General features: G+C 46.4%; 18 protein-coding genes and 1 rRNA gene. 13 read left to right on the top strand and 6 right to left on the bottom strand.

From position 1 onward, the window contains the following. Position 1 precedes the first annotated feature (1 nt). From pgi to OCU49_RS06615, 4 genes are read left to right on the top strand one after another with little or no spacing between them, the layout of a single operon-like run. Entirely contained in the window at positions 2 to 1,657 is a 1,656-nt protein-coding gene (gene pgi, locus OCU49_RS06630; RefSeq protein ID WP_261844194.1) for a glucose-6-phosphate isomerase, read from the top strand. Then, positions 1,654 to 2,916 (top strand): nucleotide sugar dehydrogenase, encoded by a 1,263-nt coding sequence (locus OCU49_RS06625; RefSeq protein WP_261844193.1) that lies wholly within the window; start codon positions 1,654 to 1,656, stop codon positions 2,914 to 2,916. Before pgi ends, OCU49_RS06625 begins: the two co-directional genes overlap by 4 nt. Continuing rightward, positions 2,916 to 3,278 carry a VanZ family protein gene (locus OCU49_RS06620; protein ID WP_261844192.1) on the top strand — a complete coding sequence of 121 codons (363 nt, stop codon included), beginning with the start codon at positions 2,916 to 2,918 and terminating at the stop codon, positions 3,276 to 3,278. The genes OCU49_RS06625 and OCU49_RS06620 overlap by 1 nt, the downstream gene beginning before the upstream one ends. 29 nt (positions 3,279 to 3,307) lie before the next feature. After that, entirely contained in the window at positions 3,308 to 4,678 is a 1,371-nt protein-coding gene (locus OCU49_RS06615) for a phosphohexomutase domain-containing protein (protein WP_261844191.1), read from the top strand. Positions 4,679 to 4,738: 60 nt separating this feature from the next. Here OCU49_RS06615 and aceF read toward each other — a convergent pair whose 3' ends face one another. The 3 genes from aceF to pdhR form a co-directional block, all read right to left on the bottom strand. Then, complete coding sequence (aceF, locus tag OCU49_RS06610) at positions 4,739 to 6,694, bottom strand: dihydrolipoyllysine-residue acetyltransferase (RefSeq protein ID WP_261844190.1); 1,956 nt, start codon at positions 6,692 to 6,694, stop codon at positions 4,739 to 4,741. A 34-nt stretch (positions 6,695 to 6,728) separates the two neighbouring features. After that, positions 6,729 to 9,386 carry a pyruvate dehydrogenase (acetyl-transferring), homodimeric type gene (aceE, locus tag OCU49_RS06605; RefSeq protein ID WP_261844189.1) on the bottom strand — a complete coding sequence of 886 codons (2,658 nt, stop codon included), beginning with the start codon at positions 9,384 to 9,386 and terminating at the stop codon, positions 6,729 to 6,731. A gap of 548 nt (positions 9,387 to 9,934) precedes the next feature. Then, positions 9,935 to 10,699: a pyruvate dehydrogenase complex transcriptional repressor PdhR gene (pdhR, locus tag OCU49_RS06600; RefSeq protein ID WP_261844188.1), complete on the bottom strand. Its 765-nt coding sequence runs from the start codon at positions 10,697 to 10,699 to the stop codon at positions 9,935 to 9,937. Between the two features lie 510 nt (positions 10,700 to 11,209). Here pdhR and OCU49_RS06595 point away from each other — a divergent pair. The 7 genes from OCU49_RS06595 (at position 11,210) to OCU49_RS06565 (ending at position 19,141) form a co-directional block, all read left to right on the top strand. Beyond that, a complete protein-coding gene (locus OCU49_RS06595) occupies positions 11,210 to 12,277 on the top strand; it encodes a TRAP transporter substrate-binding protein (protein ID WP_261844187.1) in 1,068 nt (355 codons plus the stop codon). Positions 12,278 to 12,398: 121 nt separating this feature from the next. After that, a complete protein-coding gene (locus tag OCU49_RS06590) occupies positions 12,399 to 12,926 on the top strand; it encodes a TRAP transporter small permease subunit (RefSeq protein WP_261844186.1) in 528 nt (175 codons plus the stop codon). Beyond that, positions 12,926 to 14,311 (top strand): TRAP transporter large permease, encoded by a 1,386-nt coding sequence (locus OCU49_RS06585; protein ID WP_261844185.1) that lies wholly within the window; start codon positions 12,926 to 12,928, stop codon positions 14,309 to 14,311. The genes OCU49_RS06590 and OCU49_RS06585 overlap by 1 nt, the downstream gene beginning before the upstream one ends. Before the next feature lie 74 nt (positions 14,312 to 14,385). After that, on the top strand, positions 14,386 to 16,077 hold the full coding sequence (dld, locus tag OCU49_RS06580) for a D-lactate dehydrogenase (RefSeq protein WP_261844184.1): 1,692 nt from the start codon (positions 14,386 to 14,388) through the stop codon (positions 16,075 to 16,077). A gap of 120 nt (positions 16,078 to 16,197) precedes the next feature. Further along, on the top strand, positions 16,198 to 16,686 hold the full coding sequence (locus tag OCU49_RS06575) for a universal stress protein (protein WP_261844183.1): 489 nt from the start codon (positions 16,198 to 16,200) through the stop codon (positions 16,684 to 16,686). Between the two features lie 209 nt (positions 16,687 to 16,895). Next, positions 16,896 to 18,278, top strand: coding sequence for an SLC5/6 family protein (locus OCU49_RS06570; protein WP_261844182.1), 1,383 nt, complete (start codon positions 16,896 to 16,898; stop codon positions 18,276 to 18,278). Between the two features lie 14 nt (positions 18,279 to 18,292). Further along, the gene (locus OCU49_RS06565) at positions 18,293 to 19,141 is read left to right on the top strand and encodes a metallophosphoesterase family protein (protein WP_261844181.1); all 849 of its coding nucleotides are present in this window, start codon (positions 18,293 to 18,295) and stop codon (positions 19,139 to 19,141) included. Here the strand turns inward: OCU49_RS06565 and OCU49_RS06560 are convergent. Beyond that, on the bottom strand, positions 19,121 to 19,789 hold the full coding sequence (locus OCU49_RS06560; RefSeq protein ID WP_261844180.1) for a tRNA-uridine aminocarboxypropyltransferase: 669 nt from the start codon (positions 19,787 to 19,789) through the stop codon (positions 19,121 to 19,123). The two genes, OCU49_RS06565 and OCU49_RS06560, sit on opposite strands and share 21 nt — an antisense overlap. 171 nt (positions 19,790 to 19,960) lie before the next feature. On the opposite strand from OCU49_RS06560, the gene mnmH reads away from it, so the two are divergent. Together mnmH and OCU49_RS06550 are read left to right on the top strand one after the other, a co-directional pair. Then, positions 19,961 to 21,052 carry a tRNA 2-selenouridine(34) synthase MnmH gene (mnmH, locus tag OCU49_RS06555; RefSeq protein WP_261844179.1) on the top strand — a complete coding sequence of 364 codons (1,092 nt, stop codon included), beginning with the start codon at positions 19,961 to 19,963 and terminating at the stop codon, positions 21,050 to 21,052. A 242-nt stretch (positions 21,053 to 21,294) separates the two neighbouring features. Then, positions 21,295 to 22,503: an ammonium transporter gene (locus tag OCU49_RS06550; RefSeq protein WP_261844178.1), complete on the top strand. Its 1,209-nt coding sequence runs from the start codon at positions 21,295 to 21,297 to the stop codon at positions 22,501 to 22,503. Between the two features lie 40 nt (positions 22,504 to 22,543). On the opposite strand, the gene OCU49_RS06545 is transcribed toward OCU49_RS06550, so the two are convergent. Both OCU49_RS06545 and rrf read right to left on the bottom strand, forming a co-directional pair. Continuing rightward, a complete protein-coding gene (locus OCU49_RS06545; RefSeq protein WP_261844177.1) occupies positions 22,544 to 23,197 on the bottom strand; it encodes a hypothetical protein in 654 nt (217 codons plus the stop codon). Between the two features lie 206 nt (positions 23,198 to 23,403). Further along, positions 23,404 to 23,519, bottom strand: a 5S ribosomal RNA gene (gene rrf / locus OCU49_RS06540). Positions 23,520 to 23,670: the final 151 nt, after the last annotated feature.

The raw sequence follows: 23,670 nt of genomic DNA, 5'->3' as shown, positions 1-23,670 counted from the left end.
TATGAGCATAACTTCAAGCGCTGCCTGGCAAGCCCTTCAGCAACATGCAGAACAAGCCAAGCAATCTCATATTAAAGATATGTTCGCTGAACAGCCTGCACGCTTTTCTGAACTCAGCTTTCATACTGATAACTTATTGTTGGATCTGTCCAAACAGCGCTTTCAGTTAACAACTGTGTACTTGCTTGTACAACTGGCTAAAACACAGAAACTACCTGCTAAAATAAAAGCCATGTTTGATGGTGAGATTCTCAATCCGTCAGAAAACAGACCCGCCCTGCATACAGCATTACGCCAGCCAAAAGATAATACATTATCGCTGAATGGCACTGATATTGTCGCCGATGTTCATCAGTCATTAGATGCAATGGCTCAACTGGCTGATCGCATCCACCAGCAACAGTGGCGTGGCTATAACGGCAGCCCGATTCAAAACATAGTAAATATTGGCGTTGGAGGCTCAGACCTTGGCCCCCTGATGTGCTGTAAAGCACTCGCCGAATGGGTACCGGAAGAAGCTAAACAGCTAAATGTTCATTTCGTGTCATCGATGGATGGTAGCCAGCTTGAACGGCTTCTACATAAACTGGAACCTGCTTCGACACTATTCATTATCTCTTCCAAGTCATTTTCTACTATAGACACCCTGGCTAACGCTAAAACGGCCCGGGAATGGCTAATAAATGCCAGCGGCGCACCGGCTGAAATTATTAACCAGCACCACTTTATAGGCGTAACCAGCAAACCTGAGAAAGCAGAAAGCTGGGGCATACCAATCGCGAATCAGCTGCATTTCTGGGACTGGACCGGAGGGCGCTATTCCTTGTGGTCGGTGATAGGCTTTCCCATTGCGCTACATATCGGCGTTAAAAATTTCCATCGCTTACTTGCCGGCGCGCATAAGATGGATGAGCACTTCCGTACCAGCGAGCTGAATAGCAATCTGCCCGTCTTGCTCGCACTGACAGACATCTGGAATATTAACTTTCTTGATATTCACGCGCACGCGATTCTGCCCTATGACGGACGACTCTCACACTTACCAGCCTACCTGGAACAACTGGAAATGGAGAGTAACGGTAAGAACGTTAGTCTGGACGGTAAGGTAACAGATTACCGAACTTGCCCCATCCTCTGGGGCGAAATTGGTTCTAACGCACAACACGCGTTTTACCAACTTCTTCATCAGGGCACAGAAGCAGTAATGTGTGATTTTATTGTGCCCGCAGAGCGTTATCAGCAAGCGAGCGAAGAGCTACAACAGCAACATCAGCTGGCTCTCGCAAATTGCCTTGCACAATCACGGCTACTGGCACTTGGCGACAGTATCTTTGAATCTGCAGATCAGGCACCCGCTTATAAACGCTATCAGGGAAACCAACCTTCCAGCACTATCATGTTAAAAAGTCTGGATCCAGAAACCCTCGGCGAACTGATAGCACTGTATGAACATAAAGTATTTGTTCAGTCTGTCATCTGGAACATAAATCCATTTGATCAGTGGGGCGTGGAGCTGGGTAAAGTCATTGCGACAGATCTACTATCTCAATTCAACAGTGATGACACATCTCAACTGGACAGCTCCACCGCAGGCCTGATTGATTTTATCCAGTCAAATACTGGCAGTCGCAAAACCGATGGCGGAAATGCAGAATGAAAATAACAGTCTACGGTAACGAGCTCACTTCCTGGGTCGCAGCAGCCTGTCTTGCCCGCAGCGGTAATGAAGTAACCATTGTTGAAAACACCCACTCTGATGATGACTTACAGACTATTCGTGTCTTGGTAAACGAGCCAGGCTTGCTAGAACTGACTGAGCAGCAAATCACTTCAGGTCGACTTTCACGCAGCCAGCAAAGCACACCTGATACTGAAATTCACTGGCTGGCGCTAAATCCTGATGAAATCAGCCGTGCTAAATCAATTATCTGTGCAGAAACAACCAACCCGAATACTCAGAGGCTAATCGTTAACCAATCGAACTTTGGCGTTGGTGCAACTGAACAATTACAGCTTTTACTTACACAAACTGATCAGCATGATGCCGTTTACATTCCTGACTTAATCCAGGAAGGCAACGCTATAAGTGACTTTTCCACCCCAAAACGCCTGATTATTGGTGCCGATCACGAATGGAGTATTATTCAGACAAACGCCCTGTTACGCCCTTTCAGCCAATCAGCAGATAATATTCAGGTAATGGCACCGAAAGAAGCTGAGTTTACCAAGTTTGCCATTACCGGCATGCTGGCCATCAGAATTGGTTACATCAACGAACTTGCCAACCTGGCCGATCAGATAGATGTCGACATTGATGTCATCCGACAAGGCATGGGAGCTGATCCACGTATCGGCTACCACTACATGTCTCCTGGCTGCGGTTTCGGCGGACAAAACTTTCAGGAGTACACCCGAAAGTTTTCCGAGCTTTTTGAGCAAAAAAGTAACCCTTCATTGCTGGCTACTGTAATTAAAGAAAACGAAGTTCAAAAAGAACTGCTTTTCAGGAAACTATGGCAGCACTATCAATGCAATCTGAAAGGCAAAACAGTGACGCTCTGGGGCGGCTCTTTTAAGCCTGAAACAGCCAGTATTGATCACGCACCAAGTTTGAAAATTATTGAAGCACTGCTCGCTCAGGATGTCAGGGTACAATTACATGACCCACAGGCCTTAACGAACCTTCAGGAATATTTTGGCACCAACCAAAAACTGCGCTATTGCGAAGACCGCTACACAGCACTTGAAAACAGTGACGCGCTGCTCATCGTAACCGAGTGGCAGCAATACTGGTCACCTGATTACAGCCTGATGCTGGAAAAAATGAACTCTCCTCTGGTTATTGACGGCAGAAATATATTTGATAAAGAAATGCTTGAAAGCCAGGGATTCACTTACATAGGCATTGGCCGTTAATGCAAACACAATCATTTCAGAGGCTCGCTCAGCTAGCCTTTACTATCAGTATTATTGCAATAATGACCGGTTTATTTCGCAGCACTCCGCCACAGGAACTGTTCCAGAATTCCGATAAAGTCGGCCATATTGCCGGCTTTATGATCCTGACACTATCCGGTTACTATGCACTCCCAAAAACATTAACCAAACTTTTTATTCTGGCATTAATTTTATTAGCTATTGGCTCCGAATATGCACAAGCAAGCTTTCTGCCCGCCCGCTATTTCTCTCTACAGGATATGTTTGCTAACCTGTCAGGAATACTCTTAGCGGGTATCATTATTAAGATCTGCCATTCTGCTAAATCAAAGCCACACTAACCCATTACACTCCCTACTATGGAAGCAATATGACTCCTTTAGCTTGCTTTAAAGCCTACGATATCCGTGGCCAGCTTGGCACCCAACTGGATACAGACATCGCCTACAGAATAGGTCGTGCTTATGCTCAGTTTTTAAAACCTGAGACAGTTGTTGTTGGAGGCGATATGCGTCTATCCACCAGCGAACTGAAAGAAGCACTCAGCAACGGTCTGCGTGACTCCGGGGTAAATGTTCTAGATATAGGCCTGTGTGGCACTGAAGAAATTTATTTTGCTACAGCCTACCTCGGAACCGATGGCGGCATCGTTGTCACAGCAAGCCACAACCCTGAAGATTACAATGGGATGAAACTGGTCCGCAAAGGCTCCAGACCTATTAGTGGCGATACCGGACTGAACGAGATTGAAAAACTTACCCGGGAAAATAACTTTCCTCAGCCAGAGCCTACTGCCAGAGGTGGATTCCAGCTAACCGATACCCGTAGCGCGTATATAGAACACCTTAAAACATACGCTGATCTTTCAAACCTGAAACCAATGCGCCTAGTCGTTAATGCTGGTAACGGTGTCGCTGGACCGGCAATTGATGCACTTGAAAAAGTATTTCAGCAATTAGAAGTACCTATTGAATTCATTAAGTTACATCATGAACCTGACGGTACTTTCCCAAATGGTATTCCTAATCCTATCCTGCCGGAAAACCGCGCCGATACTATCGCAGCAGTACTGGAACACAAGGCAGATATGGGGATAGCCTGGGATGGCGATTTCGATCGTTGCTTCCTGTTTGATGAGAAAGGCCGCTTTATTGAAGGCTATTACATCGTTGGCCTGCTCGCTGAAGCTTTCCTCAATAAACACCCAGATGAGGCCGTGATCCACGACCCACGCTTAATCTGGAATACGCTGGACATCGCCGAAACCAGTGGTGGTCGCGCCATCCAGAGTAAAACAGGCCATGCGTTCATTAAAGAACGCATGCGCGAAGAAGACGCCGTTTACGGTGGTGAAATGAGTGCCCACCATTACTTCCGCGATTTCTTCTACTGCGATAGCGGTATGATCCCATGGCTGCTAGTTGCCGAACTGATTAGCAACAAAGCTCAGCCACTTTCTTCACTGGTAGATGATCGCATAGCAAAATATCCATCACCGGGCGAGATTAACAGCAAACTTGCCGACCCTGCCGGCGCTATTCAACGCGTGCTTGAGAACTATGAAAGTAAAGCTGTGAGTGTCGATCATACAGACGGTATCAGCCTGGATATGGGCGAATGGCGCTTCAACCTTCGCAGCTCAAACACCGAGCCAGTGGTGCGCCTGAACGTTGAAACCAAAGGCGATATTAGCTTGATGGAAGACAAAACCGCAGAGTTGCTCGCACTGTTGCGACGCTAACTATGTCGAAACAACAAAAAAGGCGCTTTAAGCGCCTTTTTTATTACTCACAAAACAGCATTACATTGCCATTCTTCGCACGTCACTCAACAGAGCATTCAGGTATGTCAGGAAACGACCGGCATCACCACCATTAATTGCCCGGTGATCATAAGACAGACACAACGGTAACATCTTACGCGGCTCAAATTCCTTACCATTCCAACGCGGCTCTATATCCGCCTTAGAAATACCTAAAATCGCAACTTCTGGCGCATTAACGATAGGCGTGAAACCAGTACCACCAATGCCACCTAAGCTGGAAATCGTAAAGCATGCGCCCTGCATTTCATTCGGTTTCAGCTTACGATCCTTGGCTTTACCTGCCAATTCGACAGCTTCCAGTGATAATTCATAAATGCTCTTCTTATCTGCATCCTTAATTACCGGAACCATCAAACCATTCGGTGTATCAACCGCCATACCAATGTTTACATATTTTTTATAAACAATATGTTCACCATCAGCATGCAAGGAAGCATTGAACTTAGGATGCGCCTTCAGAGCCATCGCAATCGCTTTAAGCATGAATGGCAGCGGTGTTAGCTTAACACCTTCACGGGCAGCCTCTTCCTTCATTCCGGCACGAAAAGCTTCCAGGTCTGTAATATCAGCTTTATCGAACTGAGTAACATGTGGAATGTTCAACCAACAGCGCGACATATTATCGCGAGTTACTTTCTTAATTTTGCTGAGTTTTTCCAGTTCGATTTCACCAAACTGGCTGAAATCAATCTCAGGAATTGCTGGAATACCTGAACCATCCGTAACAGCCGCTGCAGGTTTCTCTGCAACCTTCTTCAGGGCGGTTTTAACAAACGCCTGCACATCTTCTTTAAGAATACGACTACGCGAACCTGTGCCAGTTACCAGTGCCAGATCAACACCGAACTCCCGAGCAATAGCCCGTACAGCAGGTCCGGCATGAACCGTTTTATTTTTCTGCTCTAAAGCTGCTTTATCAACAGTCGCTGTTGCAGCTGGCTTAGCAGTAGCCTGAGGTGCTGGTGCAGCTGCTGGCGCTTTAGCTGGCGAGGCTGCAACAGGAGCCGCAACCGCCGGAGCTGAACTCGCAGCAACTTCCAGACTCATCAGCAAATCGCCAGCATTAACCTGATCACCTTCTTTAATCTGCATTACCTTAATGGTACCCGCTTTAGGTGCAGGCACTTCCATTGAAGACTTATCAGTTTCCAGAACGATCAGCGAGTCGCCTTCGGCAACACTGTCGCCAGCTTTCACTAGTACTTCAACAACATCCACATCTGCAGCGCCGCTTAAGTCTGGAATTAATACATCTTCAACACCACCGGCAATCATCACTGCAGGTTCAGCTGCCGCTTCAGCGACAGGAGCAGCCGGAGCTTCAGCAACCGGGGCTGCAGCAGGCGCCGCAACAGGTACACTGCCGACAACCTGCATTTCACAAAGATGATCACCTTCATTAACCGTGCCACCTTCACTTATTGCGATACTTACAACAGTACCACTGTGAGGAGCAGGTACTTCCAGTGAAGCCTTATCTGTTTCCAGTGCAATTAAAGAATCACCTTCTTCAACGCTGTCACCTGCTTTAACAAACACCTCAACAACATCAACATCGGTGGCACCACTCAAATCAGGTACCGCTACCTGGACAGCTTCACTACTCACAGCCGGGGCTGGTGCAGCAACAGCAGGGGCAGCTTCAGCCACAGAAGCCTCTACAGGTGCCTCTTCAGCAGCAGGTGTCTCAGCACCCACCTCTTCAAGCACACACAAAGCGTCACCTTCGTTGATCGTATCGCCTTCACTAACAGCGACAGATACCACCACACCGGATTGAATCGCCGGTACTTCCATTGATGCTTTGTCGGTTTCCAGAGCGATCAGGGAATCCCCTTCCTCAACCCGGTCTCCGGCTTTAATAAATACTTCGACTACGTCAACGTCAGCCGCACCACTTAAATCAGGAACCGTAATATTCACAGTACTCACAGTCATTTCCTCTTTTGCTTCGGTTTGGCCAGGGTTACACAGTCCAAGGGGCTGGTTTTTCTGGGTTAATGCCAAACTTCTGCATCGCACTGGCAATTACAGAACGCTCAATATGGCCATCATCTGCCAATGCTGTCAGCGCAGCAACCGTCACATAGTGACTATTTACTTCGAAGAATTCGCGCAGCTTGGTACGGGTATCCGAACGGCCATAACCATCAGTACCCAACACACGGTATGTACCCGGCATATATTCGCGCAATTGTTCAGGATACATACGCATATAGTCAGTCGCGGCAATTACAGGCCCCTGACGATCCGCCAGACAATCCTGCAGGTAGCTTGTGCGTTGCTCTTCCGCCGGGTGCAGCATATTCCAGCGAGCAACAGCCTGAGCGTCACGACGTACTTCATTGATAGAAGTCGTACTCCAGATATCCGCTTCCACACCGTATTCATTACGCAGAATTTCAGCAGCTGCAATCACTTCACGAAGAATAGTACCGCAACCCATCAACTGTACTTTCTTCTCAGCTGACTTGCCCTCCTGCAGCAGATACATGCCTTTAACAATGCCTTCTTCCGCACCAATAGGCATGGCCGGATGCGCATAGTTTTCGTTCATTGTCGTGATGTAGTAGAACTTATTCTCTTTGTCCTGGAACATACGCTTCAGGCCATCCTGAACAATAACTGTCAGCTCATAACCAAAAGTAGGATCGTAAGACACACAGTTTGGAATCATTTGCGCCATCAGGTGAGAATGACCATCCTGATGCTGCAGACCTTCACCGTTCAGCGTGGTACGCCCGGAAGTCGCACCAATCAAGAAACCACGGGCCTGCATATCACCAGCCGCCCAGGCCAGATCCATAATGCGCTGGAAACCAAACATAGAATAATAAATGTAGAAAGGAATCATAGTGCAGTTGTTGTTACTGTATGACGTAGCACACGCCATCCAGGCACTCATTGCACCCGCTTCGTTAATACCTTCTTCAAGAATCTGACCGGTCTTGGATTCTTTATAGAACATGATCTGATCAGCATCGTGTGGTACATAGCGCTGACCTTCAGACGTATAAATACCCAGCTGACGGAACATGCCTTCCATACCAAAAGTACGGGCTTCATCCGGAACAATCGGCACAATACGCTCACCAATCGCTTTGTCTTTAACTAACGTACTCAACACCCGGTTCAGCGTCATCTGAGTAGACATCTCACGCTTACCACTCTCTTTCAGCTGTGAAGAGAAGGTATCCAGCGGCGGTACTTCCAGCGCATCAAAATCAGCACGACGGGAAGGATAAACACCACCAAGCTTATTACGACGATCCATCATGTACTTCATTTCCGGCGAATCTTTCGACGGACGATAGTACGGAACATCTTTAAGCTGCTCGTCACTCAGAGGAATATTATGATTGTCACGGAAGTCCATCAGGTCATCCATGGCCAGCTTCTTCATAGAGTGAGTATCGTTCTTCGCCTGACCAGATTTACCGGTACCGTAACCTTTAACTGTCTGCGCAAGAATTACCGTTGGCTGACCTTTATGGTTCATCGCCTGCTGATACGCAGCATATACCTTATACGGGTCGTGACCACCACGGTTCAGGTTCATAATGTCCTGATCAGACATATCCTTAACCAGTTCAAGCAACTCAGGATACTTACCGAAGAAATGCTCGCGGGTATACGCACCACCGTTGGCTTTATAGTTCTGCAGCTCACCATCGCAGACTTCGTCCATACGCTTTTTAAGCAAACCGGACGTATCGTTTTCGAACAGAGGATCCCAGTGACGGCCCCACAGGCACTTAACAACATTCCAGCCTGCACCGCGGAATACACCTTCCAGCTCCTGAACAATTTTACCGTTGCCACGCACAGGGCCATCAAGACGCTGCAGGTTACAGTTAACAACGAAGACCAGGTTTTCAAGCTGCTCACGACCGGCCAGAGCAATAGCACCTAAGGATTCCGGCTCATCACACTCACCATCGCCTAGGAAAGCCCAAACCTTACGGTCAGCGCGATCAATCAGACTACGGGCAGACAGGTAACGCATAACGTGTGCCTGATAAATCGCCTGAATCGGACCAAGACCCATAGATACAGTCGGGAACTGCCAGAAGTCAGGCATTAACCAAGGGTGAGGATATGAAGACAAACCTACACCGTCTACTTCACGGCGATAGTTATCCATCTGCTCTTCAGTCAGACGGCCCTCAAGGTAAGCACGGGAATAAATACCCGGTGCGATATGCCCCTGGAAAAATACCAGATCACCTTCCTGCTCACCTTCGGAACCGCGGAAGAAATAATTAAAACCAATATCATATAGCGTTGCGGAGGAAGAAAAACTGGAGATATGGCCGCCAAGACCTTCATCGTTATCATTGGCACGCATAACCATTGCCATAGCGTTCCAACGGATGAAAGAACGAATCCGACGCTCCATAAACAAGTCACCCGGCATACGGGCTTCATCTTTAGGCGCTATCGTATTCACGTAAGAAGTCGTTAAAGTATTTTCCGACTCAAGACCCATGTTAGAAGCTTTTTCACCAAGCTTGCTAAGGATATAACGCGCACGCTCATCGCCTTCGTGTTTTGCAACTGACTCGAGCGCATCCAGCCATTCATTCGTTTCGATTGGATCAATATCATCGATTATGTCTTGCACGTTTCCTTTCTCCACTTATTTTTCTTACATCTAATTCTTATTACCGGCCAATTTCTGAGTATTCGGTTTCCGAATACAAAGCCACATAACCGCCAACAAACCAGAATGCCCTGAATATTTGGTAACTGAACAGACGATCAGATACGGCACAAGCGGCCGGTATCACCTGAATAAATTACACACTACAAAAACAAATCAGAGTTTCGATTAGCCTGAATCGTCGTAAAAACAACGACTAATGACCCAATCAGACCTAAGCATGACGCATTTAATTTACTTTTCACACTGAGGTATAAGAGTTTGTTGGCAAAAATTTTGTAGTAATACTACAAAAAATGGCTTTTCAAGTCTAGTCAGACTACAAAATTGAATAGCAATATAAGACTGTGTAGTTTTTATACAGAACGTATATGACAGGATATTTACATCTGACGTGGCTTTCCGGGTTTCCTGCACATCAGATCGAATAAAAATGAGTAATTAACAGAATTAGTGTGACTTGTATCTATTGATACAAGTCACCAAAGCAGGGATTTTTTTCAAACAGACTAACGCGGCGTCAGATCTGCACGGCGCAATGCACGCTTCAGACGGGTGTCTTCCTTACCCTGTTGCAATAACGCATCTTCCACATATGCAAGGTGGTCATGGGCAGCCTGGCTTGCCCGCTCAGGATCGCCTTCTAAAATAGCTTCCATCAACACATAGTGCTGTTGATGAATTTTCCCTCTGATCTCAGGCTTCGGATAAATATCCTGCAAGTTATCCCAGACATGCTGACGCAGTAAAGTGAACAAAGCACGCATCATATGCAACAACACCATATTATGAGTTGCTTCAGCGATCGCCAAATGAAAATCTACGTCAGCATATACTTCTTTATCAAAAGCTTTGTTTTCATGATGCTCCTGAAGAGCATTGTAGCGGGCACGAATATTTTCTTTATCCGCAGCCGTACTGCGCAGAGCCGCATAATAAGCAGATACACCTTCTAACGCATGACGAAACTCCAGCAGATCATACTGAGCTTCCGGATGTGTCTTGAACAACTCAAGCAGAGGATCAGAAAAGGCACCGCCCAGATCTTCAGACACATAAGTGCCGCCACCCTGCCGACTAATCAGCACACCTTTAGCAGATAGCTTTTGTACAGCCTCACGTAAAGAAGGCCGGGAAACATCAAACTGCTTAGCCAACTCACGTTCTGATGGCAAACGCTGACCAGGCTTAAGCGTGCCTTCCAGCACCATCTCTTCCAGCTGCCCCATAATGACATCAGATATTTTCGGCTGTTTTACGCGCTGATATGCCATGTTTACATTTCTCCAGAGAGCAGAATCAGCTGCTCTGTACAGCAATAATACCCTGCATTTTCAAACCATTTCCCGACAGTAATAAAAAGCAAAATACGCCGGGGAGCGCAGTATACCTGCTCGCACAATCAATAGTTGTATTTTTCTACTGCCCAAGAGCAGGCACTGAACACCACTCTCTCAGACAAACCACTCAGCTATACAGAAATGTGCATTGATCCAGAGCAAGTTATTCAAAAACACAAACCACAAAATAAATTGGTAAGACCAAATTACAGCATAAAAAATCAGTAACTTGCACAAAAAACCATAACTAAGCGGCCATATTCAGCAAAATTTAGCTATTGACAAGTATTACCGCGAATCTTTATGGTTACAACACTTTTGATGGTAAATTGGTATTACCAATTTATCAAGCCAAGATCTGATATGAGAAATCAGACATCAAAAGGACAACCACAGATTCAGCCTCTGGCAGAAAAAAGAACAACAACCTCACGAGGGCAAGTCATGAAAACGTTCGTTAAGTCTATTCTGAGTACAGCGGTATTAAGCGCAGCTATCTGCGGAACAGTCAGCGCTCAGGCTGCTGATAAAGTTTTGCTAAAAACACCAATCGCGTTCGGCTCGCACTTACCGGCATTAGGTACCCCGATTAAATGGGTATCTGAACAGCTGAAAGTCATGAGCGACGGCTCAATCAAAATGAAGATTTACGAGCCAGGTAAACTGGTTGCACCAAAAGAAATTCTTGATGCTGTCTCTGCCGGTAAGATCAATTCAGGCTATGCCACTGCAGGTTACTGGCAAGGTAAAATGCCAGCAGCAGCATTGTTCTCTGCGGTTCCTTTCGGCCCTGAAGCCGGTGAATACATGGCATGGCTGTATTACGGCAATGGCATGAGTCTGTACCAGGAAATGTATGACACTAACGGCTATAACGTAAAAGTTATCCCGTGCGCCATTATTTCTCCTGAAACCTCTGGTTGGTTCAGTAAAGAAATCAACAGCCCTGAAGACTTGAGCGGCCTGAACATGCGCTTCTTTGGCCTTGGCGCTTCTGTTATGGAAAAACTGGGCGTTTCTACTTCCCAGTTACCTGGCGGCGAAATCTTCGGTGCACTGGAGAAAGGTGCAATTGACGCATCTGAATTCTCTCAGCCTGCAATTGATCAGCGCTTAGGCTTCCATAAGATTGTTAAATACAACTACTTCCCTGGCTGGCATCAGCAAGCAACAGTATTCGAACTACTGGTCAACAAAGATGCCTGGGGCAAGATGTCTGAAGGCCAGCAAGCAATTGTTGAAAATACCTGTAAAGCTTCTATGACTAACGCGATTGCTGAAGGCGAGTCTATGCAGTTTGAAGTCATGGCCAAAGCACAGGAAAACGGCGTAAAGATTCGTTACTGGAGCGATGACATGCTAAATACCTTTAATGAAAAATGGCAGGAAGTTGTTGCTGAGAAGACTGCCGGCGACGAATTCTTCAATAAGGTATGGACTGACATGAGCACTTTCCGTAAAGGTTACGACCTGTGGGAAGCAAATGCCTTCCTGCCTCGCGCTGAACGCTAAGACGTTCCCACCGGAGAAACTTACTTCTCCCTTTGCAGTATACGGGCTGCCCTTGCAGCCCGTTTATAACTGCACTCAGTAGTAGATGTTTCAGAATAATAATTTACAGAGGAGCCTCAAGGTGAATACTTCAGGTAACATGCCACCAGTGCCTCTCGCCGATTGTATCGATCGCGCTATTCAAAAAATTGGCAGCTACATCGCCTGGTCATACGTATTACTTGTACTGGTAATCATGACTCAGGTAATTCTGCGGAAGGGCTTTTCAAGCGGCTTAATTCTGCTCGAAGAGTTGCAATGGCACCTCTATGCTGTAGGCGTAATGTTTGGCCTCGCTTACGCACAGACAACAAATTCTCATATCCGTGTAGATTTGTTCTACACAGGTTTCCGTGCCCGCAGTAAATACATCATCGAGATCTTCGGTATTTTGGTATTGGTATTGCCATTTATCAGCATCATCTTTTTACACAGTCTTGAATTTGTTGCCGATGCCTGGCGCATCAACGAACATTCAGAATCTCCTTCTGGCCTGCCCTGGCGCTGGCTGATTAAGAGCGTCATTCCGTTCAGCATGGCAATGCTGGCACTGGCGGCACTTTCACGTTTGTACCGCGACACCGTTCTGTTGTTTAGAGGGGATGCATAATGGAAATTAATGAAATTCTTGTCATTGCGATGTTTGTATCATTCATCGCACTGTTATTTACCGGCATTCCTGTTGCCTGGGTATTAGGCGGCATAGGCGTAATTTTTGCGGGTATTGGTTACCTTGCTGATACCTATTTCGACACGATTACCGGGCTGGATTATCTGACACTGGGGTTGGTTGTAAACCGCCTCTGGAAGATCATGGATAACTGGATTCTGGTCGCCCTCCCCATGTTCATATTTATGGGCATCATGCTAGATAAATCCGGTGTTGCGGAACGGCTGATGAAGTCCATGCAGGAGCTGTTCGGAAATGTCCGCGGTGGCCTGGCGATTACCGTTACGGCTATCGGGATTATCCTCGCGGCGTCTACCGGCATCATTGGTGCTTCAGTCGTGTTACTCGCGGTAATGTCTTTACCTTCCATGACTAAGCAGGGTTACTCAATGCCGCTTGCGCTGGGTACTATTGCCAGTGCTGGCACCTTAGGCATTTTAATTCCCCCCAGCATCATGCTGGTCATCATGGCCGACCAGTTAGGTTTATCCGTAGGCGATCTGTTCATGGGCGCGGTCTTCCCCGGCCTGATGTTAGGCGCGATGTACATTGCCTATATTCTGATTACCGGCTTCCTTAAGCCTGACTCAGCACCTTTGCCTGTGGATGCCAAGCCAGTCACTTTTGCCACACTGATTTCAGTACTGAAGGCTATATTGCCGACATTGGCGTTGATCTTCGTTGTACTGGGGTCGATATTTGCGGGTATCGCCACACCAACGGAAGCCTCCGGTGTGGGTGCTTTCGGTGCCACTATGCTGGCAATCTATAACCGTAAGTTCAGCTTTAAAGTGCTGAAAGAGGTTATGACCGGCACCTATAATACGACAGCCTACATCTTTGCAATTTTCATTGGTGCGACCTGTTTTGCACTGGTACTGCGGGAATTAGGCGGTGATGAGTTGATTGAGTCATTCCTGACTGGTCTGCCATTTGGTCCGTACGGTATTATTTTCTTTATTCTGGGCGTGATCTTCTTGCTGGGTTTCTTCCTCGACTGGATCGAAATCACGCTGATCATTCTGCCATTACTGGCACCGGTTATTTCGGCGCTGGGCCTGGATATTAATGGCTACGGTGTTGTCGATAATCCTGAGCTGGTCTGGTTTGTGATGTTGGTCGCCATGGCCTTACAGACATCCTTCCTCACCCCCCCGGTCGGTTTTGCCCTCTTCTATCTGAAAGGTGTATGCCCGCCAAATGTGAAGATTACAGATATCTATAAAGGTGTGACGCCTTTCATTATCCTGCAATTGATCGGCCTGTTAGTGCTGGTTTTCTGGCCGCAGCTGGTACTCTGGTTACCTGCTGCTGCATACGGCTAATCTACTGCCGTTATAGACCCCGGTCTGGCATTCGCCAGGCCGTGATGTAACGTGAAATACTCAAGGCTATCACTATGTCACAAGATGCGATTATCCAGCAGTTGAGTGGAATTGTCGGTAAAGACAATATCTACACTAAAGAGCGCCAGACAGAACACTACCGCAGTGGCTTTCGCTCCGGAAAAGGCGATGCCCTGGCCGTCGTATTCCCGACCACTTTACTGCAACAATGGCAGATCCTTAAAGCCTGCGTAAAAGCCAACAAAATAATCATTATGCAGGCAGCTAATACAGGCCTGACAGAAGGTTCAACACCCAGTGGTGATGATTATGACCGCGATATAGTCATCCTCAATACCACCCGAATGAATAAAATCATCCTGCTTGATGAAGGAAAGCAAATTATCAGCTTTCCCGGAGCAACTCTGTTCACACTGGAAAAACTGCTTAAGCCACTGAATCGTGCACCGCATTCGGTTATAGGCTCTTCCTGCATAGGCGCTTCAATCATTGGTGGAATAGCCAACAATTCGGGTGGCGCACTGGTAAAGCGCGGCCCGGCTTATTCAGAACTATCGCTATACGCGCAAATCAATCCTACAGGTGAGCTGGAACTGGTAAACCATCTGGGCATAGAACTGGGTAACACACCAGAGGAAATTCTCACTAACTTAGAGTTACAGCACTTCAATGCCTACACTCTTGAGCCCTATGAAGGAAAAGCCTCTGCCAGCGATTACCCTGAAATTCTCCGGGATGTAGATGCCGACACCCCAGCACGCTATAACGCAGATACCAGCCGCCTCTACGAAGCCAGCGGTTGTGCCGGCAAACTGGCAATCTTTGCAGTCCGTATCGACACATTTCCAGTTGCTGAAAAAGAACAGGTTTTTTATATCGGCACCAATGACCCGAAAGAGCTAACCCAGCTTCGCCGGGATATTCTGCAGAACTTTGACAACCTCCCGGAAGTCGGCGAGTACATGCACCGGGATGTTTTCGACATTGCCCTGAAATACGGTAAAGACGTATTCCTGATGATTAACTATCTTGGCACTGACCCGCTACCAAGGCTCTTTGCAATGAAAGGCGCAATAAGTGCCTGGTTAAATCGCTTTAGTTTTCTGCCAAAAGATATACCGGACAGGGCCATGCAGCTATTAAGCCGCTGCTGGAAAAACATTGTACCTAAGCGTCTGCTGCAATACAGGGATGACTACGAGCATCACCTGATTCTTAAAATGAGCGACACAGGTATTAATGAAGCTGAAAATTATCTCAAGGAATTTTTTGCAAACAGTACATCTGGTAATTACTTCGCCTGTAATGCTGATGAAGCCAAAAAAGCGTATTTGCTACGTTTTGCCGCTGCTGGTGCCGCTATTCGTTATCAAACAGTTCATCAGGATGAAGTTGAAAACATTCTCGCACTTGATATTGCACTTAAACGTAACGATGAAAACTGGGTTGAAGAGCTACCGGAAGAGATCAGTAGTCAGTTAGTCAGCTCTCTTTATTACGGACATTTTATGTGCCACGTATTCCATCAGGACTATATTTTAAAGAAAGGTGCTGATGCCGCAGCCATCAAAAAGCAGATGCTGGAAATTCTTGCTGCAAAAGGAGCTAAGTATCCGGCTGAGCATAACGTTGGGCACCTGTACGCAGCTGAAGAAGGACTGAAAGACTTCTACGTTGCCCTGGACCCAACGAATACATTCAACCCTGGTATTGGCAAAACATCTAAACGCCGTTGCGGTTGTTGACCCTGATCAAGGCTACCCAACTTATGGGATTTACCCTTGTTTAAGTAAGACTTACCTTAGTCAGGTGAGTTTAGCTCCTATGCTGAACCCACCTGCGGCAGATAATTAGCGAGGAAGATCATGGCTTTACCAACGATTAAAACGATTCTTTACACAACCTCTCTGGGCAAGCATACCCGTCCGGTATTCCGTCAGGCAGTTAATCTGGCACAGCAATTTGACGCACATATCATCATGCTTCACGTTATTGAGCCTATCGGTGAACTGGGTCAGGCACTCATTCAAAACTACCTGCCACAAGACCTGGTAAAGAAGATTCACGACGAAGGCATTGATGAAGTAAAAGCCTCCATGCAAAAACGTGTCGAACGTTTTTGTGAAGAGGAACTGGGATCGCTGGATAAAGCGGTCACACTCAATATCGAACAAAGAGTTGTAGAAGGTAACTATACCGACTCAATTCTGGCACAAGCCAAACTGAGCAATGCCGATATGATTGTGATGGGTTCAGAAAACACTTTCGGCCATCACAGCCAGACTACCCGTCAGGTAATCAAAGGTGCGAAAGTACCTGTAGTTGCCGTGCCTACCGGTAAAGCGTTCGACTGAAGTTGTTTCAAACCAGTCGGGCCAAACGGTTATTTACTGGCCCGACCGGTTACAATTAATCGCGGTATATAGCTAACTGTTATAAGTTATAAAACAATCAATCTTGGCTGTGGAAACTGCTGCCTTGACCACTCCGGCATTTTGCCTTGTAATTTCACGTCAATCTGCAGCATGCTGCAGTCTGTTCTCTCCCACCAAGAGCATTTAACATGGCGTTATCACTGGCAATTGTTGTAGGCATCGTTGCGGCGATCTCATTATTTCTTTCCCCCAAGGTAAATAACGACCAAACCTTTTTTAAAGGCTACAGCAAAGACGGTGAGCAACCTGGCTTATTACTGCTTACCTTCTCACAGGTAACCACCTGGATCTTTGCCCGATCATTGCTAAATGCAGCTATTCTTGGCTTCTATTATGGTATCTGGGGCACACTTGCTTATGCCGCTTACTACCTGTCTTTTCTCACCGGCGGAAAAATCATCGACTCACTGCGTTTTCAGCATGGCTACCAGAGTGTTCAAGAGTTTCTAAATGATCGCTTCGGCCGCTGGGGTACAAGCTGCTACAACTTTGTAATTGGCCTGCGTCTTATCAGTGAAGTCTTCGCAAATATACTGGTAATAGGCATTCTCTTTGGTGCTGCAGGCAGCAGCAGTTATACATTTGCAGTGGTTTTATTTGCAGGCATTACACTGATTTATTCAATGCTGGGCGGGCTCAAAGCTTCCCTGCGCACAGACTTATTCCAGATGGTACTGTTTTTGGTTGTACTGGCGTTACTTAGTGGAATGGTGTTATTTCAGGGACACCTGAGTGTCGACAACCTGATGTTCAAGGCCTTTGATATTACCGAACCTGGCCCGATTTTGTTGCTGGTCGCTTTCCTGCAGGTATGGAGCTATCCAATGCATGATCCGGTAATGATGGATCGTGGTTTTCTTGCCGACCGTGAAACCACACGTAAAAGCTTTCTGCACGCAGGCTGGATAAGTGTTATCTGCATCATTGTGTTCGGTGCTTTAGGTGTAATCGCCGGTGCACAGGCAATATCCGGCGAGTCAATGAACACGGCGTTACTTCGCTTACTCGGCGACAACGCAATGCTGTTATTTAATATCACATTGGTCATCTCAGCTATGTCTACCTTAGACAGCACGCTTTCAAGCTCATCCAAGCTGGTTGCTGTCGATATGAAACTCATGCAAGCCAGCCGCTTTAACGGCCGGGCAACAATGGCTGTATTCATGTTACTGGGGTTACTTTGTGTATTCCTGGGTAACAAGGATCTTTTCAGCGCCGTAGCCGTCAGCGGTACTGCTTCTATGTATCTCGCACCGGTAATCTTCTTCTGCCTGTGGGGTAAGCAGGATCAGGTACCTGTATGGAGCTACGTCAGCACATTCGTTCTGGCCATTGCCGGTGCCGCCATATACTTTGTTGAATCTGCAGGACACACTCACCTGCTTGGTGATTCTCACAAATACACAAAACTACTGTTCATCTCCGCTGGCGTAATGATCGCTGGATGCACACTTTTCTGGCTCGGTATTTTAAGTAATCGAAACAGTCAGCCACTGCCCAGCTCAACTTAAGCGTAACAGCAACTATGATGCCATTTACACCCGATGCTTCACGGCCCATGCTTATATTCGGCGGGCCTTATAGTAACCTTGCCGCCACACAGGCCATACAAAATGTAAGCAAGCAGTTACAGATTCCTTCAGGAAATATCCTTTGCACAGGTGATATCGTTGCATATTGCGCCTCAGCACAGGAAACAACAGACCTTATTCGGGACTGGGGCATTACTGTTGTTCAGGGTAACTGCGAAGAATCCCTCGCCAATAACGCTAATGATTGCGGCTGCGGCTTTAATACAGGTAGCACTTGCGACCTTCTTTCAGCCGGCTGGTTTAATTACGCGAAACCTAAGGTAAATACTCAGGCAAAACAGTGGATGGGAGAGTTACCGCTAAATATAGAGTTTGAGTACGCCAAAACAAAAATGCTGGCAATACACGGTGGTCTGAATAGCATTAATCAGTTTGTATTTGCGTCTGATGATATAACTATGGAACAGCAGCTCAATGAAGCTGCTGTAGACGTGATAATAGGCGGCCATTGCGGATTACCTTTTGGCCAGCAACTCAGCAATGGCTTCTGGCTTAATGCAGGTGTAATCGGCATGCCCGCTAATAATGGCCAGACCGATACATGGTATATGCTATTGACTGCAGACGCTGATGGTCACATAACTGCTAGCTGGCATATTCTTGAATACGATGTTGCAGATAGTATCCATAAAATGCAGCAAGCAGGCTTAAATACACCATACGCTGAAGCCCTGAAAACCGGACTCTGGCCAAGCACAGATATCCTACCCAATGCAGAAACCTCAGCAACCGGTCATACAATCAATATTCCCAATCTGCAATTAAATAGCCCTATTGCCTGAAGCAGATAAATCAATCTTCTGACTTCGGGTTTCGCTGTATCTGCGGGTAAAAACTTCAAAATAATTCCGTAGATGTTTGCTGGCAATCTGATCCCCAATTTCTGCAAGCAGCTCTATCGCAACTTCAGCAGTGCATAACTGACTGACTTCCTCAGTTTTACGTAACCCGTAACGGGAAGCCGGCGCATTCTGCAAACTTATAAGCGGCACATTCTGTAAATAAGCACTCAGCCTGAACATTCGCCTTGCCTGGCGCCAGGTTCCATCCAACACAATAAACACGTTACGCTTATCAGGCTCAGATTTGTATTCTGTCATTCGCTCTAGATAATCATCTCCCGGTGGAAAGACAATGTAAGTATTCACTTCAGAATTTTCTATTAGTTCCAACAGTTCAGGATCAACTTCAGTTCGATGCCAAATGAAACAACGTGTAGCGTTTATAGAGCCCCTGATCAGACGCCCCGTATTGCTGGGTTTATAAATTTCATCATTATGCGTTAGTAGGCAGAATTCAACACTTGCTGACACGCTACTGCGAAGCTCACAAATACATTTATCTGTTCTCAGAAAACAGGATTCGCAACGTTTTACAGTTGCTCCTCTGCCAAGATAAGGGCGTCGCGGTGGTGCTGAGGAAGTATTCATTCAACTTTCCTGACTAAGAATCGGGGATTAAATATTATCGCAGAGGAAAATAGCCAAGCAACAACCGGAAAGCAACTCCAGTCTCTGCCGAAGCCCATGTTTCTTAGGTATTCAGAATAAGATGGCATATAATATCCGCCCGAAAATCATAGCCAGCATACAGGCAGCCAAATGCGCGAAGACTCTCAAAATTACCGGCAACTGTTTCTCAACGACACTCCAATGATTGATCTGCGAGCGCCGGTAGAATTCAAGCAAGGCGCATTTCCATCGGCTGTTAGCCTGCCATTAATGAGTAATGAAGAACGGGAAAAAGTAGGTACCTGTTACAAGCAACAGGGCCAGGATGCCGCGATTGTTCTGGGCCACAAACTGGTTAGCGGTGAGATTAAAGAACAACGTATGGCTGCCTGGAAAGCCTTTGTTGCAGAAAATCCTGAAGGTTACTTATATTGCTTTCGTGGCGGCCTCCGCTCCCGAACAACTCAGCAATGGCTAAAAGAAGCCGGGGCAGATTACCCATTAGTCACCGGTGGATATAAAGCCTTACGAAACTTCCTCCTCAATGAAATAGAAGCAACCAGCGAACAGCTCCCTTTCTATATTGTTGGCGGCAACACCGGCTGTCGAAAAACGCCTCTGATTAATAGTCTGAAAAACGCCGTAGATCTGGAAGGTGCGGCCAACCACAGAGGCTCAAGTTTCGGTCGCTATGTCACCCCACAAAGTTCACAAATTAATTTTGAAAACCAACTTGCAATCGCGTTATTAAAACTACGTAATGCCAATATCAGTGAACTGGTACTTGAAGATGAAGGACGTATCATCGGCAGTGTAGATATCCCCCATTCACTCCACCTGAAAATGCAAAAAGCACCAATTGTTGTCGTTGAAGAAGACCTCGAAACCCGTTTACAAAATCTTCTTCAGGAATATGTAATCGATATGCATCACTCCCATATAGAACACTATGGTGCACAAGAAGGCTCACACCTGTGCGCAGAATACTTATTGAGTGGCCTGGATAAAATTCGCAAGCGACTCGGAAGTGAACGCTGGCGTGAGCTTCGCAAAATGATGGAACAGGCTATATCAGCCCAACAAACAGGTGAGGGATTTAGCCAACACCTGAACTGGCTGAGCCCACTTTTAGAGTGGTATTACGACCCTATGTATACCTACCAGCTCGGCAATAAAGCGGATCGGATTGTTTACCGGGGCAGTTGGCAGGAATGTCAGGATTATCTGCATAACCTAAAGTAACATCAAACTTCAGATACGCTTTCAATAAATCATCAAACCGGGAACTCTCCCGGTTTTTTTTATTCCACTTAAAAATTATCTGGCCCGAAACTGGCACAGCTCCTGCAATAAAAGAAGCATAAATCGCAAAAACAGTGCATAGGGCTCTGTTTTGCAACATAACAAATAATCAACGCTCTTTATTGGTGCGGATCAATTTCAATCTGACTCCAATTAGTGCACAGAACGCTTCGGAGACCGCTGTGGAAAGCATTAACAGTGCAGTAGAAACCTTAATGCAGGGTTCAAATACTCTGTTTATTCTCATGGGTGCAATCATGGTATTTGCCATGCATGCAGGCTTTGCCTTTTTGGAAGTCGGTACTGTCCGGCAGAAAAATCAGGTAAATGCCTTAGTTAAAATCATGACTGACTTCGGCTTTTCTGCAGTGGCATATTTCTTCGTCGGTTACTGGATCGCCTATGATGTCACTTTCTTCAGAGATGCCGAAACCCTTGCCGCCGGGAATGGCTATGAGCTGGTTAAGTTCTTTTTCTTAATGACGTTTGCTGCAGCGATTCCTGCAATTGTTTCTGGAGGTATCGCAGAGCGCGCACGTTTCTGGCCTTTCCTGATCGCATCTTCATTGTTAGTTGGTATCGTATACCCACTTTTTGAAGGCATGATCTGGAATGGTAACTATGGTTTTCAAGCGTGGCTTGAGAGCAGTTTTGGCGCTCAGTTCCACGACTTCGCCGGATCAGTTGTTGTTCACGGTGTTGGTGGATGGCTGGGATTAATCGCGGTATTACTGCTTGGCGTGCGAAAAGGCCGCTATAAATCAGGACGTCTGATGGCTTTCCCGCCATCCAACATTCCATTCCTGGCCCTGGGTGCCTGGATTCTGTGTATTGGCTGGTTTGGCTTTAATGTTATGTCTGCTCAGACACTGGATGGGATTTCCGGGTTAGTCGCTGTTAACAGCCTGATGGCAATGGTTGGTGGCATTATTGCATCACTGATCTTTGGTAAAAACGACCCTGGCTTTATTCACAATGGTCCTCTGGCAGGGCTGGTAGCAATCTGTGCCGGTTCTGACATTATGCATCCTATTGGTGCACTATTTGTCGGCGTAGTTGCAGGTGCATTATTTGTCTGGATGTTCACTACCGCCCAGAATCGCTGGAAGATTGATGATGTCCTGGGTGTGTGGCCACTACATGGTTTATGTGGTGCCTGGGGAGGCATTGCAGCTGGTATTTTTGGCAGCACCGCGTTAGGAGGGTTAGGTGGCGTAAGTCTTATGTCACAAGTCATTGGCACCCTGGCAGGCATTGCCGTCGCTGTTGTAGGTGGCTTAATTGTGTATGGTACTATTAAAGCTCTTTGCGGACTTCGCCTTGACGAAGAACAAGAATTCAACGGCGCTGACCTGTCAATTCATAAGATAGAATCCATGTATATGGATTAATACTCAGCACAATAAAAAGCCCGCTTAATCGCGGGCTTTTTTAGATCTGACAGAACTCTTCCCAATCAGAATAAACCTGACTGATTTTACGCACCGCATTATTTAATAACGTCTTAGCTTCTTTATCTGAGCGGCTTACTTCAGCATCATACTGTAAATACCCTGCTGTATAGCGCCCCATCTGATCGGCAGATAACTTAGAACCCAGCTTTCCTTCTACTTCAACAGCACAGGCAGTTCTGCGAGACTCCATTAGTTTCACATGCGCCATTACAGTTTCAACCTCATCCAACATATTCAGACCTACCTTAAGATCCTGAAGCATGTTTGCCATAATCACTGAAGAGACTAACGGCAGGTATAACTTGGTTTCTGTAATAAAATAACCACCATTTTTCGAACGTCGATGCTTAGTAACATAAGGCTTAAGACGTGAAGTAGTCATACGTTTCAGTGGGATGTTCGGAAAACATATGCAAGCAGAATACATCTGCTCACCACGTTTATTCTGATAAGTTTCAAGCTCAATACGCTCATCAAACCCGCGCAACCACGCCAGTAATTCACCAGAATTGACCGTTTCATCAGCGGTACTGTTAAGGCCGTACCACATCCCTTCCTGCCGGCAGGCAAAGAAAAACGGCGGCATAACACCAGCCATATAAGGCATGTGGTAATTAGAATGTGCCATCATTACGACAACCAGATTCTCAAAATAAACGATTACTTAAGCTTAGCTGGTAAATACTAAGCCGCCTTTACAGCCTGACTTTTGGTAAGGCATGTATCAAGAATAAGAAAACCCCTGACCGGATTACGATCAGGGGTTTTCTTATTATTATGTTCGTGAAATCACACGAAAAAACCCTGCTACAACGTAGCAGGGTTTCTTAAATAGGTGCTTGGCGATGACCTACTCTCACATGGGGAATCCCCACACTACCATCGGCGCTAAGACGTTTCACTTCCGAGTTCGGTAAGGGATCGGGTGGTTCCATCTCGCTATGGTCGCCAAGCAAAAAACTGTAACAATAAAAATCCTGTATGCCTTCTTCAGGCTAATCCGAGTCTTAAGATGATGTACAAACTCTAATCCAACATGCTTTGCAGCAATGTATCTTCATCAATCACTTGATCCGTGTTGTGTAATCACACAACCAAACGCTT

This window comes from Aliamphritea ceti, assembly GCF_024347215.1.
Classification (GTDB): domain Bacteria; phylum Pseudomonadota; class Gammaproteobacteria; order Pseudomonadales; family Balneatricaceae; genus Amphritea; species Amphritea ceti.
The sequence above is the reverse complement of the archived record's forward strand: the minus strand, read 5'-3'. Positions and strand labels throughout refer to the sequence as shown.